The following is a 23,639-nucleotide window of genomic DNA, read 5'->3' on the forward strand; positions in this document are numbered from 1 at the left end:
GTCACTTCTTCGCGTTGACGATGCGCGCGCCGTGCAGTTCCGGCACGCCGTCGACGACCTCCGTCCACACCGCGTAGGCGGCGTCGCTGCCGAGCGCGAGCCGCGGGAAGCCGGTGCCGCGGCCGCTGCCCTGCAGGTCGGCCAGCTTCGTGCGCTGCAGTTCCTTCGACAGGTCCGGCGCGTAGCGCGCCAGCCACAGCGACTGCTTGCCGGCGTCTTCGCGCATCCACAGCAGCCAGACCTGGCCGGCGTCGACCGCCACGGCCACGCGACCGATCACCGCCGCGCCGCGATCGACCACCACCGGCGCCGCGAACGTCGCGCCGCCGTCGGCGCTGCGCGCGAGCTGCACCACCGGCGTGTCGCCGGGCGCGGTGTACCACGCGACCACCGCGTCGTTGCCGCGCACGGCCACCGACGGGCCATTGACCGGGCAGGCCGGCATCTTCCAGCCATCGGCATGCACGCGCACCGGCGTCGACCAGGCCTTGCCGTCGAAGCGGGTGGCGTAGATGTCGCGGATCTCGTCCTCACTGCGATCGCGATAGACCAGCAGCCCGCCCTCGGCGGTCCCGGCGGCGTCGGTCTGGCAGCAGTCGCAGGTGCGGGCGTCGATCTCCGTCGCCGCGCTGATGCGCAGATCGCCGTCGAACACCGCAGCGCGCAGCGACATCGGACCGGTGCCTTCCTCGTCGTGCGCGGCGTGGTCGCCGTGGTCGCCCGCCTTCTGATCGCCCGCCTTCGCCTCGCCGCCGGTGTGGCGACCGTCCAGCCAGGCGACGCCGAGCTGGCTTTCGCTCTGCGGCCAGAACGCGACGAAGCCGTGCTCGGTCTGCGTGCCGTCGTCGTGCACGCGCCTCTGCGCGCTCCAGTTCATGCCGTGGTCCATCGACCGCACCAGCATCACGTCGTAGGCGTACGGCTTGTCGGCGGACTTCTGCAGCCAGTGCGCCCACAGCGCACGGTCGGCGGTGACCGCGATGTGCGGCGTGTCGGCCCAGTTCACGAACATCGACTTGCCGATGGCGATCGTGCGCGGCCCTTCCCAGTGGCCGTCGATGAAGCGCTCGGCCATCTGGAACGCGGGACGGCGCCCCGTCTGCACGTTGAGCCAGCTCAGCAGCACGCGGTCGTCGGACGTGACGAGGAGGTCCGGCTGCGCCGACCCGGGCGGCGCCGGCAGCGGCCACGCCTCGATCGCAAGGTCGCCGACGCGCAGGGGTTTCGGGGCTTCGGCCTCCTCGCCGCAACCGGCGATCAGGACGAGGGCGGACAGGGCGAGCGGACGGAGGATTTTCTGCATTCTGATAGGGTACGCCTGTCGCGTTTGCCCGGCATCCCGCATGTACCGCACCGTCGCGAGCTACCTGGATCCGATCGAGGCCCACATCGTCTGCGGCCGGCTGCAGGCGGAAGGCATCGACGCCTTCGTCAGCGACGACCAGACCAACCTCGCGAACTGGGAATGGCGGCAGGCCATCGGCGGCACCCGCGTGCGCGTGGCCGAGGCCCAGTACGCGGAGGCGAAGACCGTGATCGCGGCGCTCGACGGCGGCGACTTCGCGCTGGAACCCGACGCGCCGGCGACCCCGCCGTATCGCGAGAGCTGGTCGAGCCGGCTGGCGCTGCTGTTCGGGCTGGGCTTCGGCATTCCGCTGCCGTGGCGACGCGAGCGGCGCGACGACGACGACACCCTGCGGGCCTGAATCGCCGCGACGCGCATGCACGCATGCGCGCGGTCGGCATCGCGAATGCGAAGCCGCTCACGGATCGTCGCTGCGATCGCGCGAAAACCCCGGGTTTCCACGGCAATTTGACCATGCTCAACTCGGATGCGCGCGGGGATGCTGTGATGGCGACACCCAACACGCGCCGCACCCGGAGGTGGCATGAAAGTCCTGACCTGGAGCCCGGATCTGGATACCGGCGTCGCCGTCATCGACCAGCAGCATCGGCGCATCGTCGATCTGATCAACGCGCTGAATGAAGCTTCGAAAAGCCATAGCCGCGATCTGGTCGGCGATGCCATCGGCGAGCTGATCGACTACACCATGTCGCACTTCGCGTTCGAGGAAGAGCTCATGGACGAGGCCGGGTATCAGTTCGGCACCGCGCATCGCCGCGTGCACGAGATGTTCACGCGCCGGGTGAACGAGTACAAGATGCGCTTCGATGCAGGCGAGGACGTGACCGACGAACTGCGCTCGATGCTGTCGCGCTGGCTGTTCAACCACATCCGCAGCGACGACAAGGCGTATTCGGACACGGTGAAGCGCTACCTCGACCACTTCAGCCGCGCGCACCAGGGCGGCGGCTGGATGCAGCGGACGATCAGCCGCCTGTTCGGCTGAGTCGGCGGCCGTCGACGCGCTCAGCGCGCCGGCGGCAGCGACGCGAGGAACGCTTCCACCGCGCGCGGCGATTGCAGGACGCGGACGTCCACGCCGCGGGCGGCGGCTTCGTGCAACCGTCGACGCATCGCCGGGCGTCGCTGCACGCGCCATGTCGCGATCCAGTACAGGAAGGCGATGTCCAGGCGCTCCGGGCAATCCGGCGCCATGCCCGGCCGCGTTGCGCCGCGATGGCGCAGGCGCCGGTGCAGCACGCGCCAGAGGCATCGCCACGGCGGCAGGTCCAGCAGCAGCACGGTGTCGCAGGCCGCGAGGCGCTGCGGGAACGTGCCGCCGAAGTTGCCGTCCATGATCCAGGCCGGACCGCGCGACAGCGCTTCGACCTGCGCCGCCCACGCCTCGCGCGACGGCGCACGCCAGCCGGGTCGCCAGTATTCGGCGTCGAGGTGGATCAGCGGCAGCGAAAGCCGCGCGGCCATGCGTTGCGCCAGCGTGGACTTGCCGGCACCGCCGGGACCGACGATCAGGATGCGGCGCATGCGGACGGCCGCCTCGGTCAGCGGTCGGAGGCGGCGGTGCCGTGCAGTTGCCGCCGCACCGACGCGCGATTGTCGATGGCCCGCTTCAACTCGAAACTGGCCTTGTAGTAGGCGATATCGTTGTCGAAATCGGCGAACCGGAGCTTGCCCGCTTCGCGCGACCAGGGCCCGGCATCCAGCACGGCGGTGGCCTGGCGGGCACGTTCGAGCAGCTGGCTTTCGGAATACGCCTGCACCCGGGTGGCGTAGTCCATGGCGTCGAGGCGACGCGCGAGGTGCGCGCCCAGCGGATCCGGCAACGCCAGCGCAGCGATGTCCGCGCGCAGCGTCTTCAGGCTGTCCCGCTCCGCCGCATACCACGCATCGACCGCGGCGAGGCCGGCGGCGTAGCGCGCGTCCTTCGCGGCGTGCTGCGTCGCGGGTCCGGTCTTCGCGGGATCGGACATCGATGCCCAGTCGACGGCGTCCAGTGCGGTCGTGTAGCGGCGGTAGTTCTCCACGCTGCGCCAGTCGTGCTGGCGGAACGCCGACAAGGCGTGCGCGAAGCCGTTGCGGCTGTCGATCGCCTCGGGGCGCGGACGCGCATGCGGCCGGCGGCCGGCGTCGAGGTCGGCCTTCTCGCGGTCGGCGTCGCGCTCCGCGGCCTCGATCTCGCGCAGCGCCGTCTCCACGCCCGAGGTGCGCTTGAGCCAGCCGCCGCCCGCCACCCACAGCGCCAGCATCACCGCGAGCACCGCGATCCACGCCGCCTTGAATTCCGCCGAGCTGCCGCGCATCGCCCGCAGCGCGATCGCCGAGGGCACCACGACCGACGTGACGCCGACGCCGAGCAGGGCGGAAAAGCCCCAGGTCGCCGGCATCGCGACCACGGCCACGACCGCGCAGAACATCGCACCGACCAGGCCCACGATCGCCGCCAGCCACTTGTTCGAATCGGCCGCGGTGGTCCGCGCCCGCGCGATCTCGCTCGCCTTCGGCATGTCGTCTCCCCCCGTGGACGTCGTGCGGTGTCGTCGGATCTTATGCGGCGGCGCCGCGGCGGCGGATCAGGTGCACCAGCAGCAGCGAGATCGCCGCCGGCGTCATGCCGGGGATGCGCTGCGCCTGGCCGACGGTCTCGGGGCGCACGCGCTCCAGCTTCTGCTGCACCTCGATCGACAGGCCGCGCACGTTCGCGTAGTCGAAATCGCCCGGGATCGTCGTGTGCTCGTGGCGGCGCTGGCGGGCGATCTCCTCGCGCTGGCGGTCGAGGTAGCCGGCGTACTTCGCCTCGATCTCGACCTGTTCGGCCACGTCGGCGGCGTCCACGCCCGGGCCCAGCAGCGGCACCGACATCAGCGTCGCGTAGTCCATCTCCGGCCGGCGCAGCAGGTCCAGCGCCGGCGTCTCGCGGCTGAGGTCGATGCCCAGCGTCGCCACGGCCTCGCGGCCGAGCGCGTTGTTCGGCGCCGCCCACACGCTGCGCAGGCGCTCGGTCTCGGCGGCCACGGCGTCGCGCTTGCGGCTGAAACGTTCCCAGCGCGCGTCGTCGACCAGCCCGAGCGTGCGGCCGGTCTCGGTGAGGCGCAGGTCGGCGTTGTCCTCGCGCAGCTGCAGCCGGTATTCGGCGCGACTGGTGAACATGCGGTACGGCTCGCGCGTGCCGTGGGTGATCAGGTCGTCGATCAGCACGCCGACATAGGCCTCGTCGCGGCGCGGCGACCATGCGTCCTTCGACTGCGCGTGGCGCGCGGCGTTGACGCCGGCGACCAGCCCCTGCGCCGCGGCTTCCTCGTAGCCGGTGGTGCCGTTGATCTGGCCGGCGAAGAACAGGCCGTCGACCAGCTTGGTCTCCAGCGAGGTCTTCAGCCCGCGCGGGTCGAAGAAGTCGTATTCGATCGCGTAGCCGGCGCGGGTGATGTGCGCCCGCTCGAAGCCGCGGATGCTGCGGACCAGCTCGAGCTGCACGTCGAACGGCAGCGAGGTCGAGATGCCGTTCGGATAGATCTCGAACACGTCCAGCCCCTCGGGCTCGACGAAGATCTGGTGGCTCGCCTTCTCGGCGAAGCGCACCACCTTGTCCTCGATCGATGGGCAGTAGCGCGGGCCGATGCCCTCGATCTGCCCGCTGTACAGCGGCGAGCGGTGCAGCGCGTTGCGGATGATCTCGTGTGTCCGCTCGCTGGTGTGGGTGATCCAGCACGACACCTGCGGCGGATGGTCGGCGGTGCTGCCGAGGAACGAGAACACCGGGCGCGGATCGTCGCCGGGCTGCTCTTCCATCGCCGCGTAGTCGAGGCTGCGGCCGTCGATGCGCGGCGGCGTGCCGGTCTTCAGGCGGTCGATCGCGAACGGGCGCTCGCGCAGGCGCGCGGCGAGCGTGGCCGCCGGCGGGTCGCCCATGCGCCCGGCGGCGTACTGGGTCTCGCCGATGTGGATCTTGCCGGCGAGGAAGGTGCCGGCGGTCAGCACCACCGCCGACGCGCGGAAACGCAGGCCGGTGTTGGTGATGGCGCCGCGCACGGCGTCGCCCTCGAGGATCAGGTCATCCACCGCCGACTGGAACACGGTCAGGTTCGGCTGCGTCTCCACCGCGCGACGGATGAAGCGCCGGTACAGCGCGCGATCGGCCTGGCAGCGCGTCGCGCGCACGGCCGGGCCCTTCGACGCATTCAGCCGGCGCCACTGGATGCCCGCGGCGTCGGCGGCGCGCGCCATGATCCCGCCGAGCGCATCGATCTCCTTCACCAGATGGCCCTTGCCGATGCCGCCGATCGCCGGGTTGCAGCTCATCGCGCCGATGGTCTCGATGTTGTGGGTCAGCAGCAGCGTGCGCGCGCCGGCGCGCGCCGCGGCGAGCGCGGCCTCGGTGCCGGCATGGCCGCCGCCGATGACGATGACGTCGTGGGTCAGGAAATCGTTCACGGGGATGCGTTCACAGGAGTTCGTTCGCGGGAGGGCGTCCGTCGGCGGCCGCCTCGGCCGCATCGCGATGCGGCGGTGGAAAGTCTAGCGCTGTCGTCCTTTCGCGCGCCCGGGCCGCGAAAGTTGGCACGCAATCTGCTTCTCCCAAGTGGCACTCAGCGCGGCAAGCGCGAAAGCGCTGGCCGGGGTGGAACAGGGCTGGCCATGCGCGCGCTGAGGGAGCCAGGGGCCGAATGTCGGGGGACGTTCGGCCCCTTTTTTTGCGCGCGTTCCGGCGATGCGGAACCGTCGCGGTGCCTCTGCTCGGCGCGGGCAACGGGTCGCTGCGGTGTCGGGCACAAAAAACGGCGCAGTGCGCCGTGAGAAGGTGCCGACGCCCGACGGGGAGCGGAACAGGGGGGATCCGGATTTCCCCGCCGGGGTCGGCGATGCCTACCGAGATGCGTCGCAATTCGACGTAACCGGTCATTGCTGGTTAGCTTGCGGCCAATCCTTCGGCTTGGCAAGCGCTATCACGGGGTTGGATTGAGACCGGGTTCTCGTTCCCGGCGTTCCATCCGACCGCCCGGCGGCGCAGACGGTCTCGGCATCTCGGCGCGCTCCATGCGCCGCGGGAACGCCGGCGCGGATTCCTGCATCGGCGGACGGCGCGGACGCTCCTGCGGCATCGGCGCGCCACCGGGCTGGCCCGGCGACGGGCCCGCGCCGGGCATCGGCCGGATGCGCGGCTGCCCACCCTGCAACGGCGCACCGGGTTGGCCCGGCTCTCCCGGCTCCGACACCCGCCAGCGAGGACGCGGCGCCGGCTTGGACATCGGGATCGACGCCTGCCCGGTGCCGTTCTGGGCGATGTCGCCGGGACGCGGCGTACCGGGCGGATCGAGGATCACGCCCGGCGGCAGCGTACCGGGCGGCAACGGCCCCGGCGGGCGCGGACGATGCGGGCGGTGGTCGCCGTCGTGGTCGCGGTGGTGCCAGTAGAACGGCGGATAGAAGCCGCCGTAATAACCGAACGACCCGCCGTAGTAGCCGTAGGGCCCGCCCCAGTACGGGAAGCCGTAGTGCGAGTACGGCAACGCGCCGTAACCAAAGCCGTAGCCGAACCGGCCATACCAGCCGCCGTCGTAGCCGAGACCGACGTACGGCATGCCGTAGACGTCGCGGTATTCGATCTCCGGCTCGGCGTAGTAGTAATCGCCACCATTGCCGCCGTCGCGATAGGTGTAGGAACTGACGCAACCGGTCAGAATCAGTGCGGAGAACGTCGCAAGCAGACCAAGACGAGACATCGCTTACCCCTGTGGCGCGTGGGCGAAGTGCGGGCTGCCCGATGCAGGCAGCATCCTCCGCACGGTTTGAACCCGTCCTTAAAGGTACCCGGCCCGACGGAGCACCGCGACCTGCCTGATACGATGTCGCGATGAACGCCGCCGTCCCCACGACGTCCGCCGACGTGTCCACCGTCCCCGCCCTGCCCGGTTTCGCCGATGTCCTCGCGGCGGCCGCGCGGATCGCGCCGCACGCGCACCGCACGCCGGTGCTGCGCTCGCAGTCGCTGAACGCGATCGCCGGCTGCGACCTGCACTTCAAGTGCGAGAACTTCCAGCGGGTCGGCGCGTTCAAGTTCCGCGGCGCCTGCAACGCGGTGCTGGCGCTGTCCGATGCCGCCGCGGCGCGCGGCATCGTCACCCAGAGCTCCGGCAACCACGGCGCGGCCGTCGCGCTGGCCAGCCGCCTGCGCGGCGTGCCGGCCACCGTGGTCGTGCCCGAGGGCGCCCCGGCGGTGAAGCTGGCCGGCATCGCCGGCTTCGGCGCACGCATCCTCCGCTGTGCGCCGAACATGGCCGCGCGCGAGGCGGCCGCGGCGCGGGCGCTGGCCGACACCGGCGGCCACCTGGTGCATCCGTTCGACGACGCCGACGTCATCGCCGGCCAGGGCACCGCCGCGCTCGAACTGCTGCACGACACCGGCAACCTCGACGCGCTGCTGACGCCCGTCGGCGGCGGCGGCCTGCTGTCGGGCTGCGCGCTGGTCGCGAAGACCATGCGGCCGGAGATCGCCGTGTTCGGTGCCGAACCCGCGGGCGCCGACGATGCCGCGGCGTCGCTGCGCGAAGGCCGCTGCATCACCGACCGCACCGCGCGCACCGTCTGCGACGGCCTGCGCGGGCACCTCGCGCCGCGGACGCTGGCGCTGCTGCAGCGCCACGTCGACGGCATCCTCGTCATCGACGATGCCGACACGCTCGCCGCGATGCGGCTGCTGTGGGAGCGCCTGAAGATCGTGGTCGAGCCGTCGTCGGCGATCGCCTTCGCTGCCGTGCTCAAGCATCCGGACCGCTTCGCCGGTCGCCGCGTCGGCCTCGTGCTCACCGGCGGCAACGTCGATCTCGACACCCTGCCGTGGCAGGCGCCGGCGTGAGCCGGAACGCGCCGCCGCCGCTGATCCAGCGCGCCTCCGGACGCCGGCGGCGTCGCGGTGGCGTCTGGCGCTGGCTGCGCCGACTGCTGCTGCTCGCGCTGCTGTGGCTGTGCGGCGTCGCGCTGTACATCCTGCACGTCGGCGGCCGCGACGACGCCGCGCGCGACGACGTGCGCGCCGACGCGATCATCGTGCTCGGCGCCGCCGCCTACGACGCGCGGCCGTCGCCGGTGTTCGAGGAACGCCTGCGCCACGGCATCGCGCTCTACAAGCGCGGACTCGCGCCGACGCTGATCTTCACCGGCGGCTTCGGCGGCACCGGCGCACGCTTCGCCGAATCGCAGGTCGGGCGCCGCTACGCGCTGCGCCAGGGCGTCCCCGACCGCGCGATCCTGATCGAGACCGCGTCGCACAACACCCGCGAGAACCTGCGCCAGGCCGCCGCGCTGATGGCGCCGCGCAAGCTCACGCACGCGATCGTGGTCAGCGACCCGCTGCACCTCTCGCGCGCGCTGCGCCTGTGCGAAGACATCGGCATCCGGTGCCTCGGTTCGCCCACGCCGACCACGCGCTACCGCAGTTTCGCCACGCGCTGGCGGTTCCTGCTCAACGAAGTCTATTTCTTCCACCGCGACGCGGCCGAGCGCCTGCTCGCCCGCCTCGACGCCTCCCGGAGCCCCGCGCCATGATCATCGACGGCACCCGCGCGCACGATCGCGCCACGACCCTCGTCCTCGACTACTACGCCGCGTTCAATCGCGGCGACCGCGACGCGATGCTGGCGCTGCTCACCGACGACGTCGCCCACGATCTCAACCAGGGCCCGCGCGAGACCGGTCGCGACGCGTTCGTCGCGTTCATGGCGCGCATGGATCGCAGCTACCGCGAACAGCTGCGCGACATCGTGGTGATGGCCTCGCCCGACGGCGCCCGCGCGGCCGCCGAATATGTCGTCCACGGCGAATACCTCGCCGACGACGAGGGTCTGCCGCCGGCGAACGGCCAGACCTACGTGCTGCCCGGCGGCGCGTTCTTCGAGCTGCGCGACGGCAAGATCGCGCGGGTGACGAACTACTACAACCTGCAGGACTGGATCGCGCAGGTCGGCGGCTGATCCACCGACCGCATCGGCTCAAAGGAAGGAAAGCGCCGCGCAGCGCACGCGCGGCGACGCGAACAGGCCGAGCCACAGCGCGAGCAGCGTCAGCGCGCCGACGATCACGCGCACGACGGTCGGCAGATCGTCGAACTGCAGCGCGATCATCACCGCGGCGGCGAGCAGCCACAGCAGCGTCGCAAGGGCCACGACCGCGGGTTTCGGGGTGTATCCGCTCATGCGCGCAGCACCTGCACCCACAGGCCGAGCACGCACACGAAGTTCAGCACGAAGACGAGCCCGCGCAGGCGAACGTTCGTCGTGAGGATCTGCACCGCGCTGTGCAGCAGGCGTCCGGCGATGAAGCCCCACGCCAGCGCGATCGACACGGCGTCGACCGGGCCGCGGAGCAGCAGCAGGCAGGCGACGTGGAAGAACAGCGGCCACTCGAACTGGTTGGAGAGATTCGCGCTGATCCGCGGCTCCCCGCGTGCCCACGGATTCGTGCCGTCGGCGCGTCGGCCGATGCCCCAGATCGCCGGTGCACGGGCGACGGTGAGCAGCGCGTAGAGGAACGCCGCCAACGCGACGTGCGCGGCCATCGGCAGGAGCAGGAGCTGCGGCATCCCGGGTTCCGCGAATCCGGAACGGCGTCAGCCCGGGCCCGGGCCCGGCGGCGCAGCCGGACCGTCTGTCTTGCCCTTGCCGCGACCCAGCAGTTCCAGCACGCCCTTGCCGATCCAGTACAGGCCGAGGCCGTCGAAGATCACGTTGAAGACGCTGAAATCGCCGAAGAAGGTCGACTGGTGGCGGAACAGGCCGATCGCGATGATCAGCGCACCCCAGAACAGATTGCCCATGCGGTTCTCCGAAGTCGGCGCCGGTGTCCGCCGACGGCGACAGCCTAGCGGAATCGGCGATGTCGCGTCGAAACCGCCTCAGCCGCCGCGCCGCCGCACCGGGATCGCGCCGGCCGGAAAGCGGGCGACGTCCTCGCCGCCTTCGCGGATGGGCACGCCGTGCTCGGGCGCCCAGGCCAGCGCGGTGATCACTTCCCACGTCGCGGGCAGGCGATCGTCGGCACGGAACACGTCGTAGGCCGCCGCCGCCGCCGCGAAGCGCGCCTTGCCGGTGAGGGTGTGGCGGCGGGCGTCGAGCGCGTTGGTGGCACCGATCGCGCGCAGTTCGCGCATCAGCGCGGGCAGGTCGTCGTAGGTGGTGACGAGTTCGTCGCGGTCGAGCACCGGATTGCGGAAGCCCGCGCCGATCAGCGCGTCGCCGAACTGCGCGATCGACGCGAACGGGCTGACGTGCGGCGCGGCGTCGGCACCGGCAAATGCGCTGCGCAGCTCGAACAGCGTGTCGGGGCCGAACGTCGACACCACCAGCATCCCGCCGGGCTTCAGCACGCGGCGGAAGCCGGCGAACACGGCGGGCAGATCCTCAACCCACTGCAGGCAGAGGTTCGAGAACAGCAGGTCGACCGAATGATCGGCCAGCGGCAGCGCGCGCGCGTCGGCGCAGAGGCGCGCGGGCACGGCCGCGGCGCCCGGCAGCAGGCGCGCGAGCGTGCGCGCGAGGCCGCCGCCGGTGTCGGCCTGCGATTGCAGCATCGACAGCGACAGGTCTAGCGCGAGTACGCGCGCCTTCGGCCAGCGCTGCTGCATCGCGCGTGCGCCGCTGCCCGGCCCGCAGCCGAGATCGACCACCACCGCCGGCACCTGCGCGTCGGCGGCACGGCCTTCGGTGTAGTAGTCCAGCGCTTCGAGCAGGCGCGCCTCGATCTCGTGCTGCAGCTTCGCGGCGTCGGTGTAACTCGACGAGGCGCGCGAGAACGCGCGACGGACCTGGCGGGTGTCGAACAGCGGGGACATCGTGCTCAGCCTTCCACGAAACGGAGCCGCGGCCTGCGCATGCGGCGCAGCACGGCATGCACCGCGGCACGTGCGGCATGATCCTCGATGCACAGGCGCACCGGCTCGCCGGAGAACGCTGCGCGCAGGCGCGCGAACAGCGAACGGCGGCGGCCGTGCAGTACGTACACCAGGAACGCCGACCAGAATTCGAGCGCCAGCTTCGGCTCGGTGCTCGCGATGCGCACGAGGTCGGTCACGATCGCGTCCGGCGGCAGCGGCGGCGCGCCGGCACGCTGCGTGTCGTCGCCGACGGCGAGCAGCAGGCGCTGCCCGGCGCGCGAACGCCAGGCGACCACGTTGGCGACCGGCGGTGCAGCGTCGCCGTCGCCGGCCTGCCACTGCGTGGTGCGGGCGTCGATGGTCAACATGCCGCCAGGCCCGTCGCGTCTGCATCGAGGAACGCGCGCAGCGCCGCATCGACCTCGTCGACATGGGTGAGGAACGGCGCATGCCCGGCGTGTTCGACCTGCACGAAACGCGCCGGCGCGTGGCCGGCGGCCTCGATCGCCGCGGCCGCGTCGCGCATCGCGCGCGGATCGACGAGGCGGTCGCGGCGGCCGGCGATCCACAGGCTCGGCACGCGCAGCGTGTCCAGCAGCGGGCGCTGGTCGACCGTTTCCAGCAGGTGCAGGCCATCGACCAGCACCCGCGCCGCGGGTTCGCCGCGGGCGAAGAGTTCGCTGCGCAGCGCGCGCAGTTCGTCCTTGGCGTGGTCGGAACCGAAGGCTTCCAGCGCGACGAAGCGATCCAGCGTGGCGCGGTAGTCCTCCGCCAGCCCGCGCGCGAAGTCGCGGAAGATCTCCGCCGACACGCCGAAGCGCCAGCCGTCGCCGCGCACGAAGCGCGGGCTGGCGCAGAGCATGACCAGCGCCGGCACGCGTGCGGGATCGCGCGCCGCGGCGTGCAGCGCGAACATGCCGCCCAGCGACCAGCCCAGCCACGGCGCGATCGGCAGGCGCGCGGACAGCGCGTCGAACACGGCGTCGAAGTCGAGCGGCGTGGCGTCGTCGCGGCTCAGGCCGTGGCCGGGCAGATCGACGAGGTGCAGCGTGTGGCGCGCGCGCAGGCGTTCGACCAGCGGCGCGAACACGCCGCCGTGCATCGCCCAGCCGTGGATCAGCACCAGCGGCGGACCTTCGCCGCTGGTCGCGATGTGCAGCGCGTCGTTCATGCCGGTGCGGCGCCCGAGCGCAAAGCGGCGACCTTCGCCGCGATCGCGGCCCACTGCACGTCGATGTCGCTGCGGAACCACTGCGCGAGGCCGCGGCGACGGCGGCCGCCGCGGGCGCGGATGCGCTCGACCAGCCAGGCTTCGTCGAACGCGTCCCACACGCCGGCCGGCGCCATGAGGTTGGTGAACAGCACCGGATGCACGTCGTGCATCAGCATCGCGTGCAGTTCGTCGAGATCGAACGGCGAGGCGGCGAGCGTGGCCGCGATCGCGTCGTGGAAAGGTTCGACCTCGGTGTCGAGATACAGCCCGGACAGCGCGATCCAGACCGGGATGCGCGCCACGTCGTCATCCGCCTTGTGCGCCACGACCACCGCCCCGCTCACGCCACCGCGGCCCCGGAGTGGCCGAAGCCCATCTCGACCGCGTCGCGCGCCCAGCACAGGGCCTCGATCAGCGCGTCGACCTCGGCCTGCGTGTGAAGCGACGACAGGGTGATGCGCAGCCGCGAGCGGCCGTCGGGCACGGTCGGCGGGCGGATCGACGGCACCCAGTAGCCCTGCGCTTCCAGCGCGGTCGACAGCGCCAGCGCGCGCTTCTCGTCGCCGCACATCACCGGCTGGATCGGAGTGTTCGAGGCCACCAGCGGCAGGTCGCGGAACAGCGCCTGCTGGCGGAAGTGCGCGACCAGGCTCTGCAGCTTCTCGCGGCGCCAGTGGTCGCGGCGGGCGAGCTTCACCGCGGCCAGCGACGAGGCGGCCTGCGCCGGCGGCAGTGCGGTGGTGTAGAGGTAGGGACGTGCGGTCTCGGCGAGGTGGCCGATGATGTCGTCGCTGCCCAGCACGACCGCGCCGTAGCCGCCCAGCGCCTTGCCGAGCGTGGCCAGCTGCAGGGTCGAGGCGATCTCCAGCCCGGCATCGGCGACGCAGCCGCGGCCTTCGGGGCCGACGACGCCCACGCCGTGCGCGTCGTCGACGTACAGCAGCGCGTGCTGCACCTTCGCCACCAGCGACAGCTCGCGCAGCGGCGCGACGTCGCCGTCCATGCTGAACACGCCGTCGGTGACCAGCATCGCCGCGCCCTCGGGCACGGTGCGCAGCTGGCGCAGCGCGCCCTCGGCGTCGGCGTGCGGAAAGCGGCGCAGCTTGCAGCCGGCGAGGCGCGCGCCGTCGATCAGGCTGGCGTGGTTGAGCCGGTCCTGGACGCAGACGTCTTCCTCGGTCAACAGTGCCTGCATCACGCCGAGGTTGGCGAGGTAGCCGCTGCCGAACAGCAGCGCGCGCGGCGCCCCCAGCCAGTCGGCCAGTTCCTTCTCCAGCGCGTCGTGGTGCGCGTGGTGGCCGCAGATCAGGTGCGAGGCGCCGGCGCCGACGCCGTCGCGCGCGGCGCTGGACTGCAGCGCGTCGACCACGCCGAACTGCTGGGCGAGGCCGAGGTAGTCGTTGCCGGCGAAGTTGACCAGCCAGCGGCCCTCGACTTCGCAGCGCACGCCGTCGCGGCGGGTGACCGTGCGCCGCTTGCGTTCGCGTCCCTGCATCGTGCGTTGCACGCGGGCGGCGAGGATGCGTTCGGTGAGGCGCGGGCGGGTCATGGCGGGACGCTCGGTCAGGCGGCGCGGATGCAGGGCGGATCGTCGGGCGGCGAGGCGCCGGCGTCGACGATGTCCGCATGGTACGTGTTCGGGGCTTCGACCAGCGGCATCGGCTTCAGGCCGAGGCGGGCGAACAGCGCGAGGTCACGCTCGGTGTCCGGGTTGCCGGTGGTCAGCAGCTTCTCGCCGTAGAAGATCGAGTTGGCGCCGGCGAGGAAGCACAGCGCCTGCAGCTCGTCGCTCATGGTCTCGCGGCCGGCGGACAGCCGCACCATCGACTTCGGCATCACCAGGCGGGCGACCGCGATCGTGCGGACGAACTCGAAGGCGTCCAGCTCGGCGGTGCCGTGCAGCGGGGTGCCGGCGACCTGCACCAGCCGGTTGATCGGCACCGAGTCCGGGTGCGCCGGCAGGTTGGCCAGCGTCTGCAGCAGGCCCGCCCTTTGGGAACGTGTTTCACCCATGCCGACGATGCCGCCGCAGCAGGTCTTCATGCCGACGTCACGGACGCGGGCCAGGGTGTCGAGGCGGTCCTGGTACTCGCGGGTGCGGATGACCTCGTCGTAGAACTCCGGCGCGGTGTCCAGGTTGTGGTTGTAGTAGTCGAGGCCGGCGTCCTTCAGCGCCGCGGCCTGGGTGTCGCTGAGCATGCCGAGGGTGGCGCAGGTCTCCAGCCCCAGCGCCTTCACCTCGCGGATCATCGCGGCGACCTTCGGGATGTCGCGGTCCTTCGGCGAGCGCCACGCGGCGCCCATGCAGAAGCGCGAGGCGCCGGCGGCACGCGCCTGGCGGGCCTTCTCAACCACCGCGTCGGTGTCCATCAGCTTCGTGGCGTCGACGCCGGTGTGGTAGCGCTGCGCCTGCGGGCAGTAGCCGCAGTCCTCGGGGCAACCGCCGGTCTTGACCGACAGCAGCGTGCTGACCTGCACCTCGCTGGGGTCGAAATGCTGGCGGTGGAGGTCACCGGCCTTCTGCAGCAGCACCGGGAACGGCAGGTCGAACAGCGCTTCCACCTCGACGCGGGTCCAGTCGTGGCGCGGAACGGCGGAAACACTGACAGCGGGCATCGGAAATCCCTGACGGATGCGGCGAAGGGGAACGGGCAGTCTGGAAAGCATGCCCAGCCCTGTCAACCGCCCCGTTTTCCGTCTCGTGCCCGTCGGCGCCCCGCGCCGGCTCGTCGGCGTGGCCGTCGCCCTCGCCCGCCGCGGGTGGCCGGCACACTGTCTGGTCTGCCGGGAGGCGGTCGAAACGGCCGGCATCGACCTCTGCGCCGCCTGCCGCCGGGCCCTGCCCTGGCAACGCCACGCCTGCCCGCGCTGCGCGCTGCCGCTGGGCGCCCCGGCGCCGGCCTGCGGGACCTGCCTGCGCCGGCCGCCACCGGTGACGGAAACCCGGGCCGTCTTCCGCTACGAGCCGCCGCTGGACCGGCTGCTGCCACGGCTGAAGTTCCACGACGATCTCGCCGCCGGCCGGCTCTGCGCCGCGCTGATGGCCGACGTTCTCGCGGCCGCCCCGCGCCCGGAGGCGCTGGTGCCGCTGCCGCTGCACCGGGCGCGACTGCGCAGCCGCGGCTTCGATCAGACCCTGGAACTGGCCCGGCCGCTGGCCCGGACCCTCGCCCTGCCCCTGCGCGACGACCTGCTGGTCCGCGCCCGCGCCACCGCCCCGCAGTCGCGGCTGGACGCCGCCGCCCGCCGCCGCAACCTCCGGGGGGCCTTTTCGGTCCGCACCGGGGACCCCCTGCCGGCGCACGTTGCGCTGGTCGACGACGTGATGACCACCGGCGCCACCCTGCACGCGGCCGCGGACGCGCTGCTGCGGGCCGGCGTCGCCCGAGTGGATGCGTGGGTGTGCGCGCGGGTGGCGTGAGCCGGGGGATCAGTGATCGACGCAGGGAGGCGAAGGGAGCGGGTCGCCGGACGTCCCGGAAGGCAAGTGCCGGCGATCCCCGCCGATCACGTCGGGCACCCGCTGATCGCCCCGGGAGTCGCAAGGCGGGAACCACCGCCCGGCAGGGTCGGTCGTCCGGATGGATCCGGCACGCCATCGCCGGCACCGGAGACGGCAACCGTCATGTCGCCGATGTCCGGCATCGCATGCACTGCCCGGGACAGGTCAGCGGCGGCATCGATTGCCACATCGACGACCGGGTCTCACCACTTGAACAGTTCGAAATACACCGTCGGCGCGTTGCGGTCGTGGTCGATGCGGCCATCGCCGTTGCGGTCGTACAGGAAGTAGGCCGGGCCGTGCTTGGGCTTCACCTGGACCATGCGCAGCTGGCCGGCGACGCGGTATTCGGTGATGGCGTCGCCGTTGTCCATGACGCGCTCGGAGGCGACGGCGTCGGGCGGGATGGCGGCATCGGCCTGCGACGCGGGCGTGGTGGCGCAGCCGCTCAGCGCGAGCAGCAGGACGAGGGGAAGGATGGCGCGCATGGCGGGCTCCGCATCGGGGGAACCTCGATCATACGCCCGCGCGGTGACGCACCGGCGCGACGGCACGCACGGAACCGCGGGGGGTAGAATCGCCCGATGACACGTCTCGTCCTCATCGATGGCTCTTCCTATCTTTTCCGCGCGTTCCACGCGCTGCCGCCGCTGACCAACGCGCAGGGCGAGCCCACCGGCGCACTGTTCGGCGTGGTCAACATGCTGCGCGGCCACCTGAAGGAAAAGCCCGAACACCTCGCCTTCGTCGTCGACGCTTCCGGCCCGACCTTCCGCGACGAGCTCGATCCGCAGTACAAGGCCAATCGCCCGCCGATGCCGGACGAACTGCGCGCGCAGATCGAGCCGATGCTGGAGATCGTGCAGGCGCTGGGCATCCCGATCCTGCGTGTGCCCGGCGTGGAGGCCGACGACGTGATCGGCACGCTGGCCGTGCAGGGCGCGACGCAGGGCCTCGCGGTCACCATCTCCACCGGCGACAAGGATTTCGCGCAGCTCGTGCGACAGCTGGACAACGGCGCGGGCATCGCGCTGGTGAACACGATGACCGGCAGCCGCATGGCCGACGACGCGGCGGTGATCGACAAGTTCGGCGTGCGCGCCGACCAGGTGATCGACCTGCTGTCGCTGATGGGCGACAGCGTCGACAACATCCCGGGCGTCGAGAAGTGCGGGCCGAAGACCGCGGCCAAGTGGCTGGGCGAGTACGGCACGCTGGAGAACGTCATCGCGAACGCCGACGCCATCAAGGGCAAGATCGGCGAGAACCTGCGCGCTGCGCTGCCGCGGCTACCGCTGAACCGGCAGCTGGCGACGATCAAGCTCGACGTCGCGCTCGACCAGGGCCCCGCGGACCTCGGCCTGCGCGAGCGCCATGTCGACGACCTGCGCCGGCTCTACGCGCGCTACGGCTTCAACCAGGCGCTGAAGGAGCTCGAAGGCGGCAACGGCGCACCCGCCGCCGTGGCCGACGATGCGCGCGGCGGCCTGCGCAGCACGCAGGCAGGCTACGCGCGCAGCGCATCGACCGAGGCGGAGGCGCCCGATCCGTCGCTGTCCGCGCCCGGCACGTACGAGACCGTATCCACGCCGGAACAGCTGGCGGCGTGGATCGAGCGCCTGACCAGTGCCTCCGAATTCGCCTTCGACACCGAGACCGACGACCTCGACGCGATGCGCGCGAACCTCGTCGGCCTGAGCTTCTCCACCGAACCCGGCAACGGCTGCTACGTGCCGGTCGGCCACACCTATCCCGGCGCGCCGGCGCAGCTCGACCTGCGCGGGACGCTCGACGCGCTGCGCCCGCTGCTGGAAAGCCCGACGCATCGCAAGCTCGGCCAGCACGGCAAGTACGACCTGCACGTGCTGCGTCGCCACGGCGTGGACGTGACCGGCTACCACGACGACACCATGCTGGAGAGCTTCGTCTGGAACGCCAGCGCCAGCCGCCACGACATGGACACGCTGGCGAAGCGCTACCTCGGCTACGACACCATCAAGTTCGAGGACGTGGCCGGCAAGGGCGCGAAGCAGATCCCGTTCTCCGACGTCGCCATCGACGACGCCACCCGCTACGCCGCCGAGGACGCCGACATCACCCTGCGCCTGCATCGCGTGCTGTCGGCGAAGCTGGCGGGCGAGCCGGCGCTGGAGACGGTTTACCGCGAGATCGAGATGCCGCTGGTGCCGGTGCTCACGCGCATGGAGGCCAACGGCGTGCTGATCGACGCCGACGAACTGCGCCGGCAGAGCGCAGACCTGTCGCGGCGCATGCTCGCCGCGCAGCAGAAGGCGACCGAACTGGCCGGCCGCACCTTCAATCTCGATTCGCCGAAACAATTGCAGGCGCTGCTGTTCGACGAACTGAAGCTGCCGGCGCTGGTGAAGACGCCGACCGGCCAGCCGTCGACGAACGAGGAAGCGCTGGAGGCGATCGCCGACCAGCACGAGCTGCCGCGCATCATCCTCGAATACCGCGGCCTGGCGAAGCTGCGCAGCACCTACACCGACAAGCTGCCGGAGATGATCAATCCCGACACCGGCCGCGTGCACACCAGCTACCACCAGGCCGGCGCCGCGACCGGGCGCCTGTCGTCGAACGATCCGAACCTGCAGAACATCCCGATCCGCACCGACGACGGTCGCCGCATCCGCAAGGCCTTCATCGCGCCCCCGGGCCGCCAGCTGGTGGCCTGCGATTACTCGCAGATCGAGCTGCGGATCATGGCGCACCTGTCCGAGGATGCCGGCCTGCTGCGCGCGTTCGCCGCCGGCGACGACATCCACCGCGCCACCGCGGCGGAAGTGTTCGGCAAGCCGCTGGCCGAAGTCAGCGGCAACGAGCGCCGCGCCGCCAAGGCGATCAACTTCGGCCTGATGTACGGCATGAGTGCGTTCGGCCTGGCGCGCCAGCTCGGCGTGTCGCGCGGCGAGGCGCAGGACTACATCGCGCTGTACTTCAGCCGCTATCCCGGCGTGCGCGACTTCATGGAGCGCACGCGCAAGGGGGCGCACGAGCGCGGCTACGTCGAAACCGTGTTCGGCCGCCGCCTGTACCTCGACAACATCAACGCCCGCAACCAGGGCCTGCGCGCTGGCGCCGAGCGCGCGGCGATCAACGCGCCGATGCAGGGCACCGCCGCCGACATCATCAAGCGCGCGATGATCGCCATCGACGCGTGGATCGTCCCGCACGACACGCAGGCGCGCATGCTGATGCAGGTGCACGACGAACTGGTGTTCGAGTGCGATGCGGATTTCGTCGACACGCTGATCCCGGAAGTCACCGCGCGCATGGCCGCGGCGGCCGAACTGCGGGTGCCGCTGGTGATCGACTCGGGCACCGGCGACAACTGGGACCAGGCGCACTGATGCAGCGACACGCCATGCGGTACCGCATGGCGATGTCCGTCACGGAACGCTGCGATGCACGGATGCGAACGTGCGCGGCATCACGGAGACGACGGGACACGACACCGCATCGACGCGTCGCATGCCATGCGCATCGGCATGCGTTCGCGCCTTGCGACATGCACGACATGCGGGATGCCGCGATGCAGGCGAAACACCATGACTTCCGGCATGTCGTCCTGTCTGTTCTGACAGGTTTTTCCGGGGTTTTCGGCGAAAACTGAACGCGCGATGCACCCGGCATGAATCCGTCCTGAATTCGCCCGGAGGCGTATCGGAAACTTTACGAACTCGGGCGCGCAGTCGTGGTCAACTATCTCGCGACGGATGCAACGTCCGTCGCCGCCACCCTCTCCCCTGGGGTGGCCCCCGGAACGTAAGACTCTCCCCAAGTCCCGTTCCCCAGCCCCGCCGGTTCCCCCGCCTGCGGGGCTTTTTATTTGTGCGGCCCGGCGCCAGACTGCGCGCGTCGTCGCCGGGGATCCACCGATGTCCGAACTGTTCGCGCTGTCCGCACCGTGGTGGGTGTTCGTGTTCCGCGCCGTCGCGATCTACCTGCTGGTGATGGTGCTGGTGCGGGCCTCCGGCAAGCGCGCGGTCGGCCAGTTCACGCCGTTCGACCTGGTGCTGCTCATCCTCATCGGCAACGCGGTGCAGAACGGCATGAACGGCGGCGACAACTCGCTGACCGGCGCGGCGGTGCTGGCGGTCACTCTGATCGCCCTGAACTACGCCACCGCCTTCCTGTCGGCGCGAGTGCCGCTGGCGCGGCGGTTGATCGAAGGCGAACCGGTCGTGCTGGCGCGCGACGGCCACGTCTTCCGCGACGTGCTCCGCCGCGAGCTGGTGAGCAAGGCCGACTTCAACGAAGCCATGCGCGAGGCCGGCTGCAGCGAACCCGAGCACATCCGGCTGGCGATCCTGGAGACCAACGGCCGCATCAGCATCGCGCTCAAGGACGGCGACTGATCCGCTCTACAACGCCGGGTCAGGCGAGCTCGGTCAGCCACTCGCGCGGACGCAGGTAGTCCAGCAGGCGCGCCTCGTCGCTGCCCGCTTCCGGCGTGTAGCCGTATTCCCAGCGCACCAGCGGCGGCAGGCTCATCAGGATCGACTCGGTGCGGCCGCCCGACTGCAGGCCGAACAGCGTACCGCGGTCGAACACGAGGTTGAACTCGACGTAGCGCCCGCGGCGGTAGAGCTGGAACTGGCGCTCGCGCTCGCCGTACGGTGTCTCGCGACGCTGCGCCACGATCGGCAGGTAGGCATCAAGGAATCCGTCGCCGACCGCGCGCTGGTAGGCGAAGTCGCGCTCGAAATCCTCGTGCAGGTCGTCGAAGAACAGCCCGCCGACGCCGCGGGTCTCGCCGCGGTGTTTCAGGAAGAAGTACTCGTCGCACCAGCGCTTGTGCGCGTCGTAGCGCGCCTGCCCACCGAAGGGTTCGCACAGCGCGCGCGCGGTGCGGTGCCAGTGCAGCACGTCCTCGTCGACCGGATAGAACGGCGTGAGGTCGAAGCCGCCGCCGAACCACCAGGCGACGGTCTCGCCGTCCTTGAACGCGCGGAAGTGGCGCACGTTGGCGTGCGTGGTCGGGATGTGCGGGTTGCGCGGATGGAACACCAGCGACACGCCGACCGCGCGCCACGAGGCGCCTGCGAGTTCGGGCCGCGCCGCGGTCGCCGACGGCGGCAGTTTCGTGCCGGAGACGTCGGAAAAGCCGATGCCGGCCTGCTCGAACACCGCGCCGTCGCGCAGCAACCGCGTGCGCCCGCCGCCGCCTTCTGCGCGCTGCCACGTGTCTTCCTTGAACGTCGCCGCACCGTCGGCGCCCTCGATCGCGGCGCAGATCGTGTCCTGCAAGCCGGTCAGGTAGTCGCGCACGCGGAGGAAATCGTCTTGCGGAGCAGCGGGGTCGGGGGTGTCGGTCATCGGTGATCACTCATGGCGAAGCGGTGTCGTAGGGCGGGCCCTGGCCCGCCATTGCGGCGTCACCGTCGCACCGCAATCCGGCGAAACGGTATCGTGCCGATCATTGTGCTGCACGCCGGAAGCGTTGCAATGGCGGGCCGGGGCCCGCCCTACGCCGGCTGCAGGTTCGCGTACGCGAGCACCAGCCACTTGCTGCCGGCATCGTCGAAGTTGACCTGCACGCGGGCGTGGGCGCCGCTGCCTTCGATGTCGGTGACGACGCCGGTGCCGAACTTCGCATGGCTCACGTTCTGGCCGAGGCGCAGGCCGGGCGTCTCCTGCAGTGAGGCGTGGCCCCAGTCACGGCGCGGCTGGGCCTGGTACATCGGCCGCGCGACCTGGATCTTCGGCCGCACTTCGTGGATCAGCGCGGACGGGATCTCGCGCAGGAAGCGCGACGGCAGCCCGTACATGTCCTGGCCGTGCAGGCGGCGCGCCTCGGCGTAGGTCAGCACCAGCTTCTGCCGCGCGCGGGTGATGCCGACGTAGGCGAGGCGGCGTTCTTCCTCCAGTCGGCCCGATTCCTCGATCGACTTGTTGTTGGGGAACAAGCCTTCCTCCACGCCGACGAGGAACACCAGCGGGAATTCCAGGCCCTTGGCGCTGTGCAGGGTCATCAGCTGCACGCCGTCATCGCCGGCCTCGGTCTGGCCCTCGCCGGCTTCCAGCGCGGCATAGGCGAGGAAGGCGACGAGCTCGGTCAGCGCGGCGGATTCCTCGTCGTCGCCGCGCACGAAGCGCGACGCGACCGACACCAGTTCGTCGAGGTTGTCGGTGCGCGAATCGAGCGAGCCCTTCGACTGCTGTTCGTAGTGCTCGCGCAGGCCGGAACGCGCCAGCGCGTGGTCGATCTTGTCCTTGAGCGGCAGGTCGACGGTTTCCTCGCCGATCGCGTGGATCAGCTGCTGGAAGCCCGCGAGCGCGTTGCGGGCGCGCGCGGGCAGGCCGTCGCCGGAGGCGATGCGCGCGGCCGACTGCCACAGCGACACGCGCTCGACGCGCGCGAGCCGGCGCACTTCGTCCAGCGTGCGCTCGCCGATGCCGCGCGTCGGCGTGTTCACGGCACGCTCGAACGCCGCGTCGTCGTCGCGGTTTGCGATCAACCGCAGGTAGGCCAGCGTGTCCTTGATCTCGGCGCGCTCGAAGAAGCGCATGCCGCCGTACACGCGGAACGGGATCTGCTCGCCCAGCAGCGTTTCCTCGAACGCCCGCGACTGCGCATTGCTGCGGTAGAGGATGGCGCATTCGCCGTGGCTGCCGCCGTCGCGCACCCACTGGCGGATGCGCTCGACGACGAAGCGCGCCTCGTCGATCTCGTTGAACGCGGCGTAGAGATCGATCGCCTCGCCTTCGCCGCTGTCGGTCCACAGCTGCTTGCCCAGGCGCGAGGGATTGTGCGCGATGACCGCGTTGGCGGCGCTGAGGATGTTGGCGCTGGACCGGTAGTTCTGTTCGAGGCGGATGGTCACCGCGCCCGGGTAGTCGCGCAGAAACTTCTGCACGTTCTCGACCTTCGCGCCGCGCCAGCCGTAGATGGCCTGGTCGTCGTCGCCGACCACGAACACCTGCCCGCTGTCGCCGGCGAGCAGGCGCACGAAGGCGTACTGCAGCGTGTTGGTGTCCTGGAACTCGTCGACCAGCAGCTGCTGGAAGCGGTGCCGGTAGTGCTGCAGCAGCGCCGGATGGTCGCGCAGCAGTTCGTGCGCGCGCAGCAGGATCTCGGCGAAGTCGACGAGGCCCGCCTGCTCGCAGCGCTCCTGGTACAGCGTGTAGGCGCGCAACATCACGCTCGCCCATTCGTCCCGTTCGGGCTGGATGTGCTGCGGCCGGCGGCCTTCGTCCTTCTGCGCGTTGATCCACCACGCGATCTGCCGCGGCGGGAAGCGCGCCTCGTCCAGCTCCAGCGCCTGCACCACGCGCTTGACCAGCCGCAGCTGGTCGTCGCTGTCGAGGATCTGGAAGCCTTCCGGCAGCTTCGCGTCCTGCCAGTGCAGGCGCAGCAGGCGATGCGCGAGGCCGTGGAAGGTGCCGATCCACATGCCGCGCGTGCCCTGCGGCAGCAGCGCATCGGCGCGATGGCGCATCTCGCCCGCGGCCTTGTTGGTGAAGGTCACCGCGAAGATGCCGTGCATCGGCACGCCGTGCACCTCGTGCAGCCAGGCGATGCGATGGGTGAGCACGCGGGTCTTGCCGGAACCGGCGCCGGCCAGCACGAGCTGGTGGCCGGGACCGGCGCTGACCGCCTCGCGCTGTGCGGCGTTCAGGCCGTCGAGCAGGTGGGAAACATCCATCGCCGCATTTTACGCGATGGCGGCGG

General features: G+C 71.1%; 25 protein-coding genes. 8 read left to right on the forward strand and 17 right to left on the reverse strand.

What is annotated here, in order from left to right; all coding sequences use genetic code 11:
- Nucleotide 1: 1 nt before the first annotated feature.
- A complete protein-coding gene (locus ACT53Q_RS18510) occupies nucleotides 2-1,303 on the reverse strand; it encodes a hypothetical protein (RefSeq protein WP_476188139.1) in 1,302 nt (433 codons plus the stop codon).
- 40 nt (nucleotides 1,304-1,343) lie between these two features.
- On the opposite strand from ACT53Q_RS18510, the gene ACT53Q_RS18515 reads away from it, so the two are divergent.
- Nucleotides 1,344-1,706 carry a putative signal transducing protein gene (locus ACT53Q_RS18515; RefSeq protein ID WP_476188140.1) on the forward strand — a complete coding sequence of 121 codons (363 nt, stop codon included), beginning with the start codon at nucleotides 1,344-1,346 and terminating at the stop codon, nucleotides 1,704-1,706.
- 183 nt (nucleotides 1,707-1,889) lie between these two features.
- On the forward strand, nucleotides 1,890-2,351 hold the full coding sequence (locus ACT53Q_RS18520; RefSeq protein WP_476188141.1) for a bacteriohemerythrin: 462 nt from the start codon (nucleotides 1,890-1,892) through the stop codon (nucleotides 2,349-2,351).
- A 20-nt stretch (nucleotides 2,352-2,371) separates the two neighbouring features.
- Here the strand turns inward: ACT53Q_RS18520 and ACT53Q_RS18525 are convergent, their stop codons facing one another.
- The 4 genes from ACT53Q_RS18525 to ACT53Q_RS18540 form a co-directional block, all read right to left on the reverse strand.
- On the reverse strand, nucleotides 2,372-2,890 hold the full coding sequence (locus tag ACT53Q_RS18525) for a P-loop NTPase family protein (protein WP_476188142.1): 519 nt from the start codon (nucleotides 2,888-2,890) through the stop codon (nucleotides 2,372-2,374).
- Between the two features lie 17 nt (nucleotides 2,891-2,907).
- Nucleotides 2,908-3,870: a hypothetical protein gene (locus ACT53Q_RS18530; protein WP_476188143.1), complete on the reverse strand. Its 963-nt coding sequence runs from the start codon at nucleotides 3,868-3,870 to the stop codon at nucleotides 2,908-2,910.
- Nucleotides 3,871-3,910: 40 nt separating this feature from the next.
- Nucleotides 3,911-5,794, reverse strand: a complete 1,884-nt coding sequence (gene mnmG / locus ACT53Q_RS18535) for a tRNA uridine-5-carboxymethylaminomethyl(34) synthesis enzyme MnmG (protein WP_476188144.1) — start codon at nucleotides 5,792-5,794, stop codon at nucleotides 3,911-3,913.
- A gap of 512 nt (nucleotides 5,795-6,306) precedes the next feature.
- Nucleotides 6,307-7,083 (reverse strand): hypothetical protein, encoded by a 777-nt coding sequence (locus ACT53Q_RS18540; protein ID WP_476188145.1) that lies wholly within the window; start codon nucleotides 7,081-7,083, stop codon nucleotides 6,307-6,309.
- Nucleotides 7,084-7,214: 131 nt separating this feature from the next.
- Here ACT53Q_RS18540 and ACT53Q_RS18545 point away from each other — a divergent pair, with 131 nt between their 5' ends.
- From ACT53Q_RS18545 to ACT53Q_RS18555, 3 genes are read left to right on the forward strand one after another with little or no spacing between them, the layout of a single operon-like run.
- A complete protein-coding gene (locus ACT53Q_RS18545) occupies nucleotides 7,215-8,216 on the forward strand; it encodes a threonine ammonia-lyase (RefSeq protein WP_476188146.1) in 1,002 nt (333 codons plus the stop codon).
- 23 nt (nucleotides 8,217-8,239) lie between these two features.
- Nucleotides 8,240-8,905 (forward strand): YdcF family protein, encoded by a 666-nt coding sequence (locus tag ACT53Q_RS18550; protein ID WP_476188230.1) that lies wholly within the window; start codon nucleotides 8,240-8,242, stop codon nucleotides 8,903-8,905.
- A complete protein-coding gene (locus ACT53Q_RS18555) occupies nucleotides 8,902-9,330 on the forward strand; it encodes a nuclear transport factor 2 family protein (protein ID WP_476188147.1) in 429 nt (142 codons plus the stop codon). The genes ACT53Q_RS18550 and ACT53Q_RS18555 overlap by 4 nt, the downstream gene beginning before the upstream one ends.
- A gap of 18 nt (nucleotides 9,331-9,348) precedes the next feature.
- Here ACT53Q_RS18555 and ACT53Q_RS18560 read toward each other — a convergent pair whose 3' ends face one another.
- The 9 genes from ACT53Q_RS18560 to bioB form a co-directional block, all read right to left on the reverse strand.
- The gene (locus tag ACT53Q_RS18560) at nucleotides 9,349-9,552 is read right to left on the reverse strand and encodes a hypothetical protein (protein ID WP_476188148.1); all 204 of its coding nucleotides are present in this window, start codon (nucleotides 9,550-9,552) and stop codon (nucleotides 9,349-9,351) included.
- Entirely contained in the window at nucleotides 9,549-9,938 is a 390-nt protein-coding gene (locus ACT53Q_RS18565) for an MAPEG family protein (RefSeq protein WP_476188149.1), read from the reverse strand. The genes ACT53Q_RS18560 and ACT53Q_RS18565 overlap by 4 nt, the downstream gene beginning before the upstream one ends.
- Nucleotides 9,939-9,965: 27 nt before the next feature.
- Complete coding sequence (locus ACT53Q_RS18570; RefSeq protein ID WP_476188150.1) at nucleotides 9,966-10,172, reverse strand: hypothetical protein; 207 nt, start codon at nucleotides 10,170-10,172, stop codon at nucleotides 9,966-9,968.
- A gap of 78 nt (nucleotides 10,173-10,250) precedes the next feature.
- Nucleotides 10,251-11,186: a malonyl-ACP O-methyltransferase BioC gene (gene bioC / locus ACT53Q_RS18575; protein WP_476188151.1), complete on the reverse strand. Its 936-nt coding sequence runs from the start codon at nucleotides 11,184-11,186 to the stop codon at nucleotides 10,251-10,253.
- A 5-nt stretch (nucleotides 11,187-11,191) separates the two neighbouring features.
- Nucleotides 11,192-11,596, reverse strand: a complete 405-nt coding sequence (locus ACT53Q_RS18580; RefSeq protein ID WP_476188152.1) for a hypothetical protein — start codon at nucleotides 11,594-11,596, stop codon at nucleotides 11,192-11,194.
- Nucleotides 11,590-12,387 (reverse strand): pimeloyl-ACP methyl ester esterase BioH, encoded by a 798-nt coding sequence (gene bioH / locus ACT53Q_RS18585; protein ID WP_476188231.1) that lies wholly within the window; start codon nucleotides 12,385-12,387, stop codon nucleotides 11,590-11,592. Before bioH ends, ACT53Q_RS18580 begins: the two co-directional genes overlap by 7 nt.
- An 8-nt stretch (nucleotides 12,388-12,395) precedes the next feature.
- On the reverse strand, nucleotides 12,396-12,743 hold the full coding sequence (locus tag ACT53Q_RS18590) for a DUF7079 family protein (protein ID WP_476188153.1): 348 nt from the start codon (nucleotides 12,741-12,743) through the stop codon (nucleotides 12,396-12,398).
- A 38-nt stretch (nucleotides 12,744-12,781) separates the two neighbouring features.
- Nucleotides 12,782-13,990 carry an 8-amino-7-oxononanoate synthase gene (gene bioF, locus ACT53Q_RS18595; protein ID WP_476188154.1) on the reverse strand — a complete coding sequence of 403 codons (1,209 nt, stop codon included), beginning with the start codon at nucleotides 13,988-13,990 and terminating at the stop codon, nucleotides 12,782-12,784.
- Nucleotides 13,991-14,004: 14 nt separating this feature from the next.
- The gene (gene bioB, locus ACT53Q_RS18600; protein WP_476188155.1) at nucleotides 14,005-15,057 is read right to left on the reverse strand and encodes a biotin synthase BioB; all 1,053 of its coding nucleotides are present in this window, start codon (nucleotides 15,055-15,057) and stop codon (nucleotides 14,005-14,007) included.
- A 118-nt stretch (nucleotides 15,058-15,175) separates the two neighbouring features.
- Here bioB and ACT53Q_RS18605 point away from each other — a divergent pair, with 118 nt between their 5' ends.
- The gene (locus tag ACT53Q_RS18605; RefSeq protein WP_476188156.1) at nucleotides 15,176-15,862 is read left to right on the forward strand and encodes a double zinc ribbon domain-containing protein; all 687 of its coding nucleotides are present in this window, start codon (nucleotides 15,176-15,178) and stop codon (nucleotides 15,860-15,862) included.
- Between the two features lie 284 nt (nucleotides 15,863-16,146).
- Here ACT53Q_RS18605 and ACT53Q_RS18610 read toward each other — a convergent pair whose 3' ends face one another.
- Nucleotides 16,147-16,431: a DUF2782 domain-containing protein gene (locus ACT53Q_RS18610; RefSeq protein ID WP_476188157.1), complete on the reverse strand. Its 285-nt coding sequence runs from the start codon at nucleotides 16,429-16,431 to the stop codon at nucleotides 16,147-16,149.
- A 96-nt stretch (nucleotides 16,432-16,527) separates the two neighbouring features.
- On the opposite strand from ACT53Q_RS18610, the gene polA reads away from it, so the two are divergent.
- Both polA and ACT53Q_RS18620 read left to right on the forward strand, forming a co-directional pair.
- Nucleotides 16,528-19,314, forward strand: a complete 2,787-nt coding sequence (gene polA, locus ACT53Q_RS18615) for a DNA polymerase I (RefSeq protein ID WP_476188158.1) — start codon at nucleotides 16,528-16,530, stop codon at nucleotides 19,312-19,314.
- A 528-nt stretch (nucleotides 19,315-19,842) separates the two neighbouring features.
- The gene (locus tag ACT53Q_RS18620; RefSeq protein ID WP_476188159.1) at nucleotides 19,843-20,322 is read left to right on the forward strand and encodes a DUF421 domain-containing protein; all 480 of its coding nucleotides are present in this window, start codon (nucleotides 19,843-19,845) and stop codon (nucleotides 20,320-20,322) included.
- A gap of 19 nt (nucleotides 20,323-20,341) precedes the next feature.
- Here ACT53Q_RS18620 and hemF read toward each other — a convergent pair whose 3' ends face one another.
- Both hemF and uvrD read right to left on the reverse strand, forming a co-directional pair.
- Nucleotides 20,342-21,283, reverse strand: a complete 942-nt coding sequence (gene hemF, locus ACT53Q_RS18625) for an oxygen-dependent coproporphyrinogen oxidase (protein WP_476188160.1) — start codon at nucleotides 21,281-21,283, stop codon at nucleotides 20,342-20,344.
- A 149-nt stretch (nucleotides 21,284-21,432) separates the two neighbouring features.
- Nucleotides 21,433-23,613 (reverse strand): DNA helicase II, encoded by a 2,181-nt coding sequence (uvrD, locus tag ACT53Q_RS18630; RefSeq protein WP_476188161.1) that lies wholly within the window; start codon nucleotides 23,611-23,613, stop codon nucleotides 21,433-21,435.
- Nucleotides 23,614-23,639 lie beyond the last annotated feature (26 nt).

The organism is Lysobacter sp. DMC97, from assembly GCF_056313745.1.

What these genes read in the sequence shown, in the direction of transcription:
- ACT53Q_RS18510 (WP_476188139.1), bottom strand. Translation starts at nt 1,303, where the DNA reads ATGCAGAAAATCCTCCGTCCGCTCGCCCTGTCCGCCCTCGTCCTGATC.
- ACT53Q_RS18515 (WP_476188140.1), top strand. Translation starts at nt 1,344, where the DNA reads ATGTACCGCACCGTCGCGAGCTACCTGGATCCGATCGAGGCCCACATC.
- ACT53Q_RS18520 (WP_476188141.1), top strand. Translation starts at nt 1,890, where the DNA reads ATGAAAGTCCTGACCTGGAGCCCGGATCTGGATACCGGCGTCGCCGTC.
- ACT53Q_RS18525 (WP_476188142.1), bottom strand. Translation starts at nt 2,890, where the DNA reads ATGCGCCGCATCCTGATCGTCGGTCCCGGCGGTGCCGGCAAGTCCACG.
- ACT53Q_RS18530 (WP_476188143.1), bottom strand. Translation starts at nt 3,870, where the DNA reads ATGCCGAAGGCGAGCGAGATCGCGCGGGCGCGGACCACCGCGGCCGAT.
- ACT53Q_RS18540 (WP_476188145.1), bottom strand. Translation starts at nt 7,083, where the DNA reads ATGTCTCGTCTTGGTCTGCTTGCGACGTTCTCCGCACTGATTCTGACC.
- ACT53Q_RS18545 (WP_476188146.1), top strand. Translation starts at nt 7,215, where the DNA reads ATGAACGCCGCCGTCCCCACGACGTCCGCCGACGTGTCCACCGTCCCC.
- ACT53Q_RS18555 (WP_476188147.1), top strand. Translation starts at nt 8,902, where the DNA reads ATGATCATCGACGGCACCCGCGCGCACGATCGCGCCACGACCCTCGTC.
- ACT53Q_RS18560 (WP_476188148.1), bottom strand. Translation starts at nt 9,552, where the DNA reads ATGAGCGGATACACCCCGAAACCCGCGGTCGTGGCCCTTGCGACGCTG.
- ACT53Q_RS18565 (WP_476188149.1), bottom strand. Translation starts at nt 9,938, where the DNA reads ATGCCGCAGCTCCTGCTCCTGCCGATGGCCGCGCACGTCGCGTTGGCG.
- ACT53Q_RS18570 (WP_476188150.1), bottom strand. Translation starts at nt 10,172, where the DNA reads ATGGGCAATCTGTTCTGGGGTGCGCTGATCATCGCGATCGGCCTGTTC.
- bioC (WP_476188151.1), bottom strand. Translation starts at nt 11,186, where the DNA reads ATGTCCCCGCTGTTCGACACCCGCCAGGTCCGTCGCGCGTTCTCGCGC.
- ACT53Q_RS18580 (WP_476188152.1), bottom strand. Translation starts at nt 11,596, where the DNA reads ATGTTGACCATCGACGCCCGCACCACGCAGTGGCAGGCCGGCGACGGC.
- bioF (WP_476188154.1), bottom strand. Translation starts at nt 13,990, where the DNA reads ATGACCCGCCCGCGCCTCACCGAACGCATCCTCGCCGCCCGCGTGCAA.
- bioB (WP_476188155.1), bottom strand. Translation starts at nt 15,057, where the DNA reads ATGCCCGCTGTCAGTGTTTCCGCCGTTCCGCGCCACGACTGGACCCGC.
- ACT53Q_RS18610 (WP_476188157.1), bottom strand. Translation starts at nt 16,431, where the DNA reads ATGCGCGCCATCCTTCCCCTCGTCCTGCTGCTCGCGCTGAGCGGCTGC.
- polA (WP_476188158.1), top strand. Translation starts at nt 16,528, where the DNA reads ATGACACGTCTCGTCCTCATCGATGGCTCTTCCTATCTTTTCCGCGCG.
- ACT53Q_RS18620 (WP_476188159.1), top strand. Translation starts at nt 19,843, where the DNA reads ATGTCCGAACTGTTCGCGCTGTCCGCACCGTGGTGGGTGTTCGTGTTC.
- hemF (WP_476188160.1), bottom strand. Translation starts at nt 21,283, where the DNA reads ATGACCGACACCCCCGACCCCGCTGCTCCGCAAGACGATTTCCTCCGC.
- uvrD (WP_476188161.1), bottom strand. Translation starts at nt 23,613, where the DNA reads ATGGATGTTTCCCACCTGCTCGACGGCCTGAACGCCGCACAGCGCGAG.